Origin of the sequence: Ligilactobacillus salitolerans (assembly GCF_003864415.1) — a bacterium.
In the GTDB taxonomy this organism is placed as follows: Bacteria; Bacillota; Bacilli; order Lactobacillales; family Lactobacillaceae; genus Ligilactobacillus; species Ligilactobacillus salitolerans.
Genome location: NZ_BFFP01000060.1, coordinates 1 through 9,555 on the forward strand (window position 1 = coordinate 1; position 9,555 = coordinate 9,555).

A 9,555-nucleotide genomic window follows, 5' to 3' on the forward strand; every position below is an offset into this window, starting at 1 on the left:
TTACATGTATAAGGATAATAGTCCTTTTTGGTGTTAAGCAAGCACTATTTTTAGCCTGCACGACATTGTGAACTTTCAAACTAGAAGAAAAAGCCCTAATTTTTTAAAACCAACCAAAACTTTACACTTAGAGTGATCTAGATAGGAAAAGTTGCTTTTCTTCTATTAGACAATCTTGTATAGAGTAAAGTTCCTTGTTCAAGTTTACAACAATTAATAAAAATAATAACTAAAAATTTAAAAATTTGTGAAAAAGCAGGGCTAACAATGAACGCTTGGCTTGGAAGTTCGCGCCTGAAGAAATTCGCTTATCTTTAGTAGGCTTTTTGAAATCATGCTATAATCTATAATGAAGTGAAATGTGCTGTTTTTAAAAGAACAGGTCTGTGAGGCTTCATCGTGAGTGTCAGACTGAGGCTTCCTGACGTGTGCCGTTCACTCAGAAAGGATGTTAAGTACTGAATGTATTATTGTCAGAGATGTGGAAAGAAGAATGAAGCTGACGGGATCAACTGTTCTTTTTGCGGGACCTTGCAGCAGACTGGACAGCCGGATAGCGAAACGAAGGCTTGCAAACGGTGTGCCAAGAAGATCCCCGTGAATGCCAACTTTTGTTATTACTGCGGTATGGATCAGGCTAAGATCTTGTGGGAAGAACGGCAGCCGCAAGGAGAAAAAGACGAGGCAAAAGAACAGGCAGCAAAGGCAGAGCAGCCGCAAGATATCCCGACGATCAAAATCAGCGATCCTAAAAAGCTGCGGGCTTTTCTCAAGCTAGCACAAAAGGATGGGCTGCAGGTCCATGTTCTCGGGAAAAACGAGTCCCTCATGCCTGGGATCATAACCTCGACCAAGCTCTTTGTGCATGACTGGCTGAAGGTCAACAAGAGAATGGGTCGGGCTGATTTTTGGCTGGGCTTACTGGGGACATTTTTGTTATCAGTTCCAGTCGGGATCTGCTTGAGTCTGTGTGTCTCGCTCGTAAATGGACTGGGTCCGCAAGCTGCAGATACCGTCTTTAAAGCAGGGCTTGCAGCTTGGCTGGCCTTTTTCTACGTTGCTTTGTTGACCGGATTGATCCGCAGACTGCATGATATTGAATTGCCGGCTTATCTGGCGCTGCTGCTCTTTATTCCTGGCGGCGGAGATCTGGCGGCATTGGTCATCGCAGCTTTACCTCAGCACCGTAAAAAGAATACTTACACTTTTGAAGAGCCGGGCAAAAAGGATCCTGGGCAAGACCACAGTCCAAAATAATTGGCAGAGTAATTTGATGACGGCAGTGGAATTTGCGCTATTTCTCAAAGGAGAGCGACGACAGATGCTGGAGACCCGAAGACTGTTGTTACGTCAGTTTAATAGTAAGGATTGGGTGGATGTTTTAGCTTACGGTTCCCAAAAAGAAGTTGCTTCCAATGCCAACTTCACTCCCTTAGCTACTAAACGCGATGCTTTTGCTTTTGTGCAGTATCTCAGGCAGATCGGCATTTATGCGCTAGAAGATAAACAGACTGCTAAAGTGATCGGCAACATCGGGGCTTTTCCGATCATTAAGCCGGATGGCACGGTTGATAGGTCTGGGCTTGAAGTGGGCTACGCTTTGAATCAGGATTTTTGGGGGCAGGGCTATATGACTGAAGCCTTGATCGAACTGTGTGCATTTGAGCAGCTGCAAGGCATTTTATTCTTACGGGCGCGGGTTTTTCAAGAAAATGAATCTTCCAAAAAAGTCCTGCTTAAGGCTGGTTTTAGACAGCGGGGACAAAGAGAGATTTTTAACGTTTGTGAAATGGACCAAAAAAAAGTAGAATTGTTATTTGAAACTAGATTAACTCAAGATTAAGGAAGGTTTTGAGAAAATGCATTTAACCAAGGGATTTGAACAGGCGGCATGTATTGTAGCAATGCTGGCAACACAAGAAAAAGGGATCCCCGTTTCTTCTGGGGTCATTAATGCCACATTGGGCGGTTCAGCCACCTACCTGCATAAGATCATGCGCAAGCTTGTTGTCGGGGGCTTGATCAACTCAGTTTCCGGAAATAGCGGCGGCTTTACTCTGGCTAAGGAGCCAGCCGAGATCAATCTCCTCGAAGTCTATCATGCAACGGAAGGCCCCGTGGATACATTTCCGGACAACGGCTTTTTCAAACGGGCTTTTAAGGATTTTGCTTCGTTAGCGACTGAGGCGGATGCTGCGATCACCAATGTCTTTCATCAAGCTGACAGCCGCTGGGCCGCTTACATAGGGTCGATGACGGTGCAAGATATTCTGTGGGAAACGTTCAAAGTGCAAGAGATCCCGTTGGTCGATTGGAATGAAATTGTGCAAGAACAGCAAAACAAAAATTGATCTGAATGGTAATTAGATAGTTAGTGAAACATTGTCTCAAACAAAAAGGAGAAAGTTTATGACAGAGAAGAAGGAAAAATATTACGGTGCAGATGCCATCGTTGATAGCTTGATCAATCATGATGTCAAATATGTTTTTGGTATCCCAGGCGCGAAGATCGACCGGGTCTTTGAAAAGCTGGATCATCCGACCAGTAAGAATGCCCCTCAGTTTATTTTAACGCGCCATGAACAAAATGCCGCCTTTATGGCAGCTGGTATCGGGCGGATCACTGGACAGCCTGGTGTTGTGATCACTACTTCCGGTCCCGGGGCTTCTAACTTGGCGACTGGCTTGGCTACGGCCACGACTGAAGGCGATCCGGTCCTGGCAATTTCTGGTCAAGTTCAGCGGACTGACTTGTTGCGCTTGACTCACCAGAGCATGGATAACACATCAGTTTTTACCGGGATCACCAAATATGATGCTGAAGTCCAAGATCCGGACAATATTTCTGAAGTGATCGCTAATGCTTATCAAGAAGCAGAAGCCTCAAAACAAGGTGCTAGTTTTATCTCGATTCCGCAAGACGTAACTGACAGCGAGGTTAAAACGGATGTCTTGGCTCCAATGCCGGCTCCGACCTTAGGACCAGCTAGTCCGATCGAATCGACATTGTTGGCTGCACGGATCAAAAAAGCTAAGTTGCCAGTTTTGCTGGTCGGGATGCGGGCTTCAGACCCAAGTACAACAACGGCGATCCGCAACTTAGTCCGCGACACGCATCTGCCGGTCGTGGAAACATTCCAAGGTGCGGGCATCATCTCACGGGAATTAGAGGATGATTTCTTCGGCCGTGTTGGTTTGTTCCGTAACCAGCCGGGGGATAAATTATTAAAGGAAAGCGACCTTGTGATCGCGATCGGCTATGACCCGGTTGAATATGAACCGCGTAACTGGAACACCAATCCTGACCGGAGCATCGTTGTGATCGATTCGATGGCCGCTCAATTGGATAAAAACTTCCAGCCGCGCCGTGAATTAGTCGGGGATATTTCACAGACGCTCGAATTCCTTTTGCCGTACATGAAAGGCTTTAAGATGCCGGAAGAAGCTGAAAAGATCTTGGATCAGCTGCGCGACCAGCTGAAGTTGCGGGATGAACCGCCTGCTATAGAAGAAGGCCAGGTTCAAGCCCATCCTTTAGCTGTGATCCAAGCGATGCAGGAACGCATCACAGATGATATGACGGTGACTGTCGACGTCGGCAGTTTTTACATCTGGATGGCGCGCCACTTCCGCAGTTATAACCCGCGGCATTTGTTGTTTAGTAACGGGATGCAGACTTTGGGTGTGGCTTTGCCTTGGGCGATTTCCGCTGCTTTAGTTCGTCCGGAAACTAAGATCGTTTCTGTTTCTGGCGATGGTGGCTTCTTATTCTCAGCTCAAGATCTGGAAACAGCTGTCCGTTTGAACTTAAACATCGTGCATTTGATTTGGAATGACGGCAACTACGATATGGTTAAATTCCAAGAAGAAATGAAGTACGGTCAATCAGCTGCAGTCCACTTTGGACCGGTCGATTTTGTCAAATATGCCGAAAGTTTCGGTGCCAAGGGCATGCGGGTAAAAAAAGCTGGCGACCTAGAAAAAGTCTTGGATGAAGCCTTCAAAGCTCAAGGTCCTGTCGTGGTCGATATTCCGGTCGATTACAGCTTCAACCAAGAATTGGGCAAGCAATTGTTGGACGATCAGTTGCGTTAAAAAAAGCACAAACCGAAAATTTTGACAGGAGGTTTTATTTTGGCTCAAGATTTAACTAAACTATATCAGCATGGGACTTTGGCCATGCTGGTTCCTGGTCTGTTTGAGGGGACTATGTCCTTGGGAGACCTGTTAAAGCATGGAGATACTGGGATCGGAACGGCAACTGGACTAGGCGGCGAGATGATCGTTTTAGACGGCAAGGCCTACCTGGTTAAAAGCAGTGGTGAAGTTTTGCTTTTGCCAGACGAAACTCAGCTACCATTTGCCACGGTTCATTTTGCTGACCACGAGCTGACCGGCAGTACGGTTCACAACCTGACGGAAAAGCAGTTGGGTGATAAGATCCTGACAGAACATGCTTTGCAAAATGTTTTCTTTGCAGTTCAAATCACCGGAACTTTCTCTCAAGTTAAGACTCGTGCAGTCGCTGAACAAAAACGGCCTTATCCGCCGTTATCTGCTGTGGCTGACCGGCAAGCGGTCTTCACCGAAGAAGACGGGGTTGGAACTGTCGTGGGTTATTTCTCGCCTTATTTGTTCCAAGGCATGGCTTCAGCCGGCTTTCACTTGCACTACCTGAATGATGCCAAGACTCTTGGCGGACATTTGCTGGACTTTACAGTCAAAGAAGCAGAATTGACTTTGCAGCCTTTCGGTTCCGTGGAACAGCATTTTCCGTTAGATAACCAGGAATTTATGGAAAAAGAATTTGATTTGGAAAAGATGAACGAAGAGATTGAACGTTCTGAATCATAGACAAAAAGCAGTCCTTTAACGGGGCTGCTTTTTTCTGTCTCTTGTTGGCTGATTTGGCAGGCACTGGGGGTCTGGGCGGGCTGCAAGTTAAAATATACAGCGGCTCACGCTTAAGATATTATTTGGTTGGCTCGGGGTGAGCGATAAGTTTTTTAAAACAACTGCCAAACCGCCAGCAAATTTTTGTCTTTGAAAAATGGCTTTTCAGAAATACATCTGGGAAGCGAACCAAAGTTTTCCTTTAGCATTTTTAATAAGATCAAAGGTCTTTCATTGGCAAGCAAAGGTTTGGGTGTTCCAGCTTAATTTTCAACCTTTTAGAGAGTTAGTTTAAAAAATTTACTTGCTTTATCGCAGAAGATGCTTTTATAATAGACTTTATCGAAAAGAGGTTGCGACTTTCATCAGTAGCTGAATTTAGTCGGGAAAACGACGGAGGTTCAGTGAAAGGGGAAGTTGCCGAAGATTCAACGTTTTTCCGCGTGTGAGTCTGGGGTTCAGTCCAATAGGCTGAGAACTGTCGTGAGTATTACTCACGGGGCGCTATCGAGATGTTATTTGCCGTTAATTCGGGATGATTTGTTGATAGGATATCAAGCGGGCGTGATTTTCGATGATGAGGATCACGCCCTTTTTATATTTTATTGGTGTTTCTTGGTCGCCTCTTCGAATAATAATTATTTGGAGGGAAAGAATTTGCAACAAGATGAATTTACAGGGGCAGGCGCGCAGACCCAAAGTCAGGGACCTGCAACAGCCGCCTCGAATGTCGCCACGAGTGCTAAGTCAGAAGAAACTGGGGTCAACCGTTCTTTAAAAACCCGGCACTTATCGATGATCGCTTTAGGCGGAAGTATTGGAACGGGGCTTTTCGTTGCCAGCGGGTCGGCGATTTCAAGTGCTGGGCCAGGCGGGGCTTTGGTCGCTTATATTGCGATTGGCTTAATGGTTTATTTTTTGATGACATCATTGGGTGAGATGGCAACTTACCTGCCGGTGACAGGTTCCTTTGCGACCTATGCACGCAGATTCGTGGATCCTGCGATGGGCTTTGCGATGGGGTGGAATTATTGGTTTAACTGGGCCATTACTTTAGCGGTCGATATCTCGACTGTTGGATTGGTCCTGAAATTCTGGTTCCCGCATGTGCCGAGCTGGACTTTTAGTCTGGCGGCTTTGTTGATCATTTTCTTGATCAATGCCCTGTCAGTTGGTTCCTTTGGTGAAACCGAATACTGGATGGCCTTGATCAAAGTTGTGACAGTTGTGATCTTTTTGATCGTCGGCTTTTTGACAATTTTTGGGATCATGTCTGGTCACGCGACGTATTTAGAAAACTTTACTTACAAAAAAGCGCCGTTTGTTGGCGGAATGCCAGCGATCTTGTCTGTCTTCGTCGTTGCCGGTTTCTCATTTCAAGGCACGGAATTGATTGGGATTACGGCTGGTGAATCAGCTACCCCGGAAAAAAGTATTCCTAAGGCGATCAAACAAGTTTTTTGGCGGATCTTGCTTTTCTACATCTTGTCGATTTTCGTGATCGCAGCCTTGATCCCTTATACCAGCCCTAATTTGTTGGGGTCGGACGCTGCAGACGTGACGATCAGTCCCTTTACCTTAGTCTTTCGGCGTGCTGGATTGGCATCGGCTGCTGGTGTGATGAATGCCGTTATTTTGACCTCGGTCCTTTCGGCGGCTAATTCCGGGATGTACGCTTCCGCGCGGATGCTGTTTTCTCTTGGAGTTACCGGTGATGCACCGAAAATCTTCGGCCGTGTTAATGGACGGGGGATCCCGATGCCTGCCTTACTGGGAACGACATTTGTTGGTCTGCTGACATTTTGTACCAGCATCTTTGGCTCTGAGATCTATAACTTTTTAGTTGCAGCCAGTGGCCTGAGCGGCTTTATTGCCTGGGTCGGGATCGCGCTGTCGCATTATCGTTTCAGACGTGCTTTCAAGGCACAAGGACATGACCTGTCCGAACTGCGTTATCACGCTAAATGGTTCCCGTTAGGTCCGCTCTTGGCTTTAGTCTTGTGTATCCTAGTGATCCTCGGGCAAGACCTGCATTCCTTCGCTGTTTTTGACTGGAAGGCAATTTCATTCTCATACATGTCTGTCCCGCTGTTCCTAATTTTGTTTATCTACTATAAGGTCAAGCATAAAACAAAGCTGATTCCCTTAGAGGAAGTTGATCTGACACCGCATCACACGAAAAAAGAAAAAGCAGAGAAGAAAGCTTGAAATTTCGGTTAGATTCGGCTATATTTAACTTATTCAGATAGATAAACGTCGTGGATCACCATAAGTAGGCATCAAAGAGACACAGTGGCTGGTGGAAACTGTGAAGCTGAAATTCCAGTGGATCCGTGAGATGGGCAGGTAATGCTGCACGGGCAACCGTTAACTTAATTAAGTGCGGATCAATGGATCTGAACTTGGGTGGTACCGCGAAAACAAGTCTTTCGTCCCAATTGTCGGGATGAAGGGCTTGTTTTTTTATTTTACCCGACAAATTGAGACAGAATGCTATGCAGTTAGTCAAAATCAAATTAAGGGAGTGCTTGTGATGTTAGATGTCAAAATGATCAGACAACAACCTGATGAATATAAGGAAAGATTGGGGACCAGAGGAGTTGCGCCTGAAGAGATCGATCGACTTTTGGCCGAGGATAAACAGCGGCGGCAACTGTTAAATGAGGTTGAAGAACTCAAGCGTCAGCGCAATGATGTTTCTGGAAAGATCGCTCTGGCTAAACGTAATAAAGAAGATGCCAGCGAGGCAATTGCTCAAATGCGTGCAGTTGGCGCTAAAATCAAGGAATTAGATGTCAAGGCTGAGGAATCTGTGGCTAAGGTCAACGATATGGCCGCTCGTTTGCCCAATTTGCCTAACAAAACGATCCCAGTTGGACCAGATGAAGAAGCAAACGTTGAGTTGCGTAAAGTCGGAACACCGCGGGATTTTGATTTTGAACCTAAAGCTCACTGGGATCTGGGAGAAGACCTGGACATCTTAGATTTTGAACGGGGAGCTAAAGTTTCTGGTGCACGCTTCGTCTACTATAAGGGTCTTGGTGCTAAACTGGAACGTGCTTTGTATAACTTCATGTTAGATGAGCATGAAAAAGAAGGTTACCTGGAAATGATCACTCCTTATATTGTGAATGATGCTTCCATGTACGGGACGGGTCAATTCCCTAAGTTTAAGGAAGACGTCTATCAGATCCAAGACCAAAACATGACAATGATCCCGACCGCTGAAGTGCCGCTGACTAACTATTATCGCGATGAAGTTATTCCTGATGAGAAGCTGCCTGTGTATGTCACGGCTTTGAGCCCATCGTTTCGTTCTGAAGCCGGCAGTGCTGGCCGTGATACCCGCGGCTTGATCCGGATGCATCAATTCAACAAGGTTGAAATGGTGAAATATACTAAACCAGAGACATCATACGATGAATTAGAAAAGATGACTGCCAATGCCGGCAGCATCATGGAAAAACTGGGCTTACCATATCATGTGATCACCTTATCGACTGGAGACATGGGCTTTAGCGCGGCGATGACACATGATCTGGAAGTTTGGATGCCCGCCCAAAACACTTACCGTGAGATCTCCAGCTGCTCTAACTGTGAAGATTTCCAAGCCCGGCGCGCGCATATCCAATACCGCGATGAAAACGGCAAGTTAAACTTCGTGCATACCTTGAATGGTTCTGGGCTTGCAGTCGGTCGGACCGTTGCTGCTATTTTAGAGAACTATCAGAATGAAGACGGCACAGTCACCATTCCAGAAGTATTACGTCCTTACATGCACGGCGTAGAAAAAATTACGAAATAAGACTCGGGCAAATTACTGCAGCTCGGCAGCAAATCAAAGACTGCTGGGCTGCATTTTTTGTTTGTAAAAAATAGCTTTAAAAGTTTTAGATAATTACAGGAAAATCCTCTAGTTAAAAGACGAACTATTAATTGTTTTGTAGCTACAATTATCGTAAAAAAACGCAGTAAAGTCTTGTTCACAATATTGAATTCGTGATTTAATAAAAAAAGAGAAAAATTAAAAAAAGTGTTGACGATAGCTGAGATCGTTGGTATGATAGTTCTTGTCGTTTGAGACGAAGAAATGTTGATTTGATCGTTTCAAAAAAAGTTAAAATTTCTCTTGACTTCATTCAGAGAAATTGATATACTTTAAAAGTTGCGTCGCGGTTCAAGTTCTACCTTGACCGTTAGCAGCCACGATGATATACTTAAGAAGTTAATTCTTATATATAGTAGATCTTTGAAAACTGAACAAAGTTTCGACAAATCAAATGTGTGAGGTCGCTTACCGAATGGTAAGTGCAAACAACATTTGCGAAGTCAATTCGCTAGTAAAATTTATGAGTCACAAACTTTTAAAATGAGAGTTTGATCCTGGCTCAGGACGAACGCTGGCGGCGTGCCTAATACATGCAAGTCGAACGCAATCTGTTGACAATGAGTGCTTGCACTCAGCGTTAACAGTGCGAGTGGCGAACGGGTGAGTAACACGTGGGCAACCTGCCCAGAAGAGGGGGATAACACTTGGAAACAGGTGCTAATACCGCATCAACCGACTGACCGCATGGTCGGTCGGGCAAAGACGGCTTTTAGCTGTCGCTTCTGGATGGGCCCGCGGCGTATTAACTAGTTGGTAGGGTAACGGCCTACCAA

7 protein-coding genes, 1 rRNA gene and 1 riboswitch are annotated in these 9,555 nt (G+C 45.5%); all 8 genes read left to right on the forward strand.

All coding sequences use genetic code 11. From position 1 onward, the window contains the following. Positions 1 to 462 precede the first annotated feature (462 nt). The gene (locus tag LFYK43_RS11630; protein WP_124978476.1) at positions 463 to 1,257 is read left to right on the forward strand and encodes a zinc-ribbon domain-containing protein; all 795 of its coding nucleotides are present in this window, start codon (positions 463 to 465) and stop codon (positions 1,255 to 1,257) included. A gap of 64 nt (positions 1,258 to 1,321) precedes the next feature. Beyond that, positions 1,322 to 1,843, forward strand: coding sequence for a GNAT family N-acetyltransferase (locus LFYK43_RS11635; RefSeq protein WP_158609246.1), 522 nt, complete (start codon positions 1,322 to 1,324; stop codon positions 1,841 to 1,843). Between the two features lie 16 nt (positions 1,844 to 1,859). After that, positions 1,860 to 2,351, forward strand: a complete 492-nt coding sequence (locus LFYK43_RS11640) for an Rrf2 family transcriptional regulator (RefSeq protein WP_124978480.1) — start codon at positions 1,860 to 1,862, stop codon at positions 2,349 to 2,351. A gap of 58 nt (positions 2,352 to 2,409) precedes the next feature. Beyond that, positions 2,410 to 4,095, forward strand: a complete 1,686-nt coding sequence (gene alsS, locus LFYK43_RS11645) for an acetolactate synthase AlsS (protein ID WP_124978482.1) — start codon at positions 2,410 to 2,412, stop codon at positions 4,093 to 4,095. Between the two features lie 39 nt (positions 4,096 to 4,134). Beyond that, on the forward strand, positions 4,135 to 4,854 hold the full coding sequence (budA, locus tag LFYK43_RS11650; protein WP_124978484.1) for an acetolactate decarboxylase: 720 nt from the start codon (positions 4,135 to 4,137) through the stop codon (positions 4,852 to 4,854). 378 nt (positions 4,855 to 5,232) lie between these two features. Next, positions 5,233 to 5,408: riboswitch (Lysine riboswitch) on the forward strand. Between the two features lie 280 nt (positions 5,409 to 5,688). Continuing rightward, entirely contained in the window at positions 5,689 to 7,101 is a 1,413-nt protein-coding gene (locus tag LFYK43_RS11655; RefSeq protein ID WP_124978488.1) for an amino acid permease, read from the forward strand. A 325-nt stretch (positions 7,102 to 7,426) separates the two neighbouring features. Continuing rightward, the gene (serS, locus tag LFYK43_RS11660; RefSeq protein ID WP_124978486.1) at positions 7,427 to 8,698 is read left to right on the forward strand and encodes a serine--tRNA ligase; all 1,272 of its coding nucleotides are present in this window, start codon (positions 7,427 to 7,429) and stop codon (positions 8,696 to 8,698) included. A 560-nt stretch (positions 8,699 to 9,258) separates the two neighbouring features. Then, positions 9,259 to 9,555: ribosomal RNA gene (locus LFYK43_RS11665) — 16S ribosomal RNA — on the forward strand; the annotation flags it as partial.

Excerpts from the sequence above, each read along its gene's own strand:
- LFYK43_RS11630 (WP_124978476.1), top strand. The coding sequence starts at position 463 with ATGTATTATTGTCAGAGATGTGGAAAGAAGAATGAAGCTGACGGGATC.
- LFYK43_RS11635 (WP_158609246.1), top strand. The coding sequence starts at position 1,322 with ATGCTGGAGACCCGAAGACTGTTGTTACGTCAGTTTAATAGTAAGGAT.
- LFYK43_RS11640 (WP_124978480.1), top strand. The coding sequence starts at position 1,860 with ATGCATTTAACCAAGGGATTTGAACAGGCGGCATGTATTGTAGCAATG.
- alsS (WP_124978482.1), top strand. The coding sequence starts at position 2,410 with ATGACAGAGAAGAAGGAAAAATATTACGGTGCAGATGCCATCGTTGAT.
- LFYK43_RS11655 (WP_124978488.1), top strand. The coding sequence starts at position 5,689 with ATGATCGCTTTAGGCGGAAGTATTGGAACGGGGCTTTTCGTTGCCAGC.
- serS (WP_124978486.1), top strand. The coding sequence starts at position 7,427 with ATGTTAGATGTCAAAATGATCAGACAACAACCTGATGAATATAAGGAA.